This window comes from Microbacterium sp. NPDC077391, from assembly GCF_040686955.1.
Classification (GTDB): Bacteria; Actinomycetota; Actinomycetes; order Actinomycetales; family Microbacteriaceae; genus Microbacterium; species Microbacterium commune.
The window spans coordinates 306922-308920 of the sequence record NZ_JBFBMI010000004.1 but is presented as its reverse complement, the minus strand read 5'-3'; the positions used below and the strand labels follow the sequence as shown (position 1 = coordinate 308920).

Sequence of the window (1999 nt, the reverse complement as noted above, 5' to 3'; positions counted from 1 at the left end):
ACTCCCCGAAAGAAGAGGCCGGCCCGGTCCCTCAGGACCCAACAGCGTGCAGGCACCCCACCCTCAGACCAAGCGTTCCCACAGCAAGCTGCGTACTAACTCAAATCCTCAGATCGAATGCCATGTCAAATGTTCCACCCATGAGCTCCGGTCACACACATTCGGTGTGAATCCGGCTCTGTCAGAACAAAAAGTCCTGCAGTGCTCCTTAGAAAGGAGGTGATCCAGCCGCACCTTCCGGTACGGCTACCTTGTTACGACTTAGTCCTAATTACCGATCCCACCTTCGACAGCTCCCTCCCACAAGGGGTTAGGCCACCGGCTTCAGGTGTTACCGACTTTCATGACTTGACGGGCGGTGTGTACAAGACCCGGGAACGTATTCACCGCAGCGTTGCTGATCTGCGATTACTAGCGACTCCGACTTCATGAGGTCGAGTTGCAGACCTCAATCCGAACTGGGACCGGCTTTTTGGGATTCGCTCCACCTTACGGTATCGCAGCCCATTGTACCGGCCATTGTAGCATGCGTGAAGCCCAAGACATAAGGGGCATGATGATTTGACGTCATCCCCACCTTCCTCCGAGTTGACCCCGGCAGTATCCCATGAGTTCCCACCATTACGTGCTGGCAACATAGAACGAGGGTTGCGCTCGTTGCGGGACTTAACCCAACATCTCACGACACGAGCTGACGACAACCATGCACCACCTGTTCACGAGTGTCCAAAGAGTTGACCATTTCTGGCCCGTTCTCGTGTATGTCAAGCCTTGGTAAGGTTCTTCGCGTTGCATCGAATTAATCCGCATGCTCCGCCGCTTGTGCGGGTCCCCGTCAATTCCTTTGAGTTTTAGCCTTGCGGCCGTACTCCCCAGGCGGGGAACTTAATGCGTTAGCTGCGTCACGGAATCCGTGGAAAGGACCCCACAACTAGTTCCCAACGTTTACGGGGTGGACTACCAGGGTATCTAAGCCTGTTTGCTCCCCACCCTTTCGCTCCTCAGCGTCAGTTACGGCCCAGAGATCTGCCTTCGCCATCGGTGTTCCTCCTGATATCTGCGCATTCCACCGCTACACCAGGAATTCCAATCTCCCCTACCGCACTCTAGTCTGCCCGTACCCACTGCAAGCCCGAGGTTGAGCCTCGGAATTTCACAGCAGACGCGACAGACCGCCTACGAGCTCTTTACGCCCAATAATTCCGGATAACGCTTGCACCCTACGTATTACCGCGGCTGCTGGCACGTAGTTAGCCGGTGCTTTTTCTGCAGGTACCGTCACTTTCGCTTCTTCCCTGCTAAAAGAGGTTTACAACCCGAAGGCCGTCATCCCTCACGCGGCGTTGCTGCATCAGGCTTCCGCCCATTGTGCAATATTCCCCACTGCTGCCTCCCGTAGGAGTCTGGGCCGTGTCTCAGTCCCAGTGTGGCCGGTCACCCTCTCAGGCCGGCTACCCGTCGACGCCTTGGTGAGCCATTACCTCACCAACAAGCTGATAGGCCGCGAGCCCATCCCCAACCGAAAAATCTTTCCACCCGCACACCATGCGGTGACGGGACATATCCAGTATTAGACGCCGTTTCCAGCGCTTATCCCAGAGTCAGGGGCAGGTTGCTCACGTGTTACTCACCCGTTCGCCACTAATCCACCCAGCAAGCTGGGCTTCATCGTTCGACTTGCATGTGTTAAGCACGCCGCCAGCGTTCATCCTGAGCCAGGATCAAACTCTCCGTAAAAAAGAAATGCATACACAACCGGGAAAACGGTCACGCAGCGAGTTTGAAACTGACCAAAAGAGACGAACATCATTGCTGACATTCATATAAATTGATCCAAAGGAATTCTCAACCAACCCCCACAAGGGTTGGACGAGGATAATTTGGCATTTGACAAGTGCACGCTGTTGAGTTCTCAAGGATCGGACGCACCCGCACACCCACCCCATCAGGGCAAGAAGCGCAGGGCAACTTCACAATCGTATATCTCCCCGACCAGGCG

The 1999-nt window shown here is 55.2% G+C and carries 2 rRNA genes (1 of these 2 cut by a window edge); both read right to left on the bottom strand.

Annotation, left to right across the window (positions count from 1 at the left end):
- A 23S ribosomal RNA gene (locus AB0O65_RS12485) occupies nucleotides 1-106 on the bottom strand; it reaches 2464 nt to the left of the window's first position.
- 106 nt (nucleotides 107-212) lie between these two features.
- Nucleotides 213-1737 (bottom strand): 16S ribosomal RNA (locus AB0O65_RS12480).
- Together the 16S and 23S rRNA genes form the textbook arrangement of a ribosomal RNA operon.
- Nucleotides 1738-1999 lie beyond the last annotated feature (262 nt).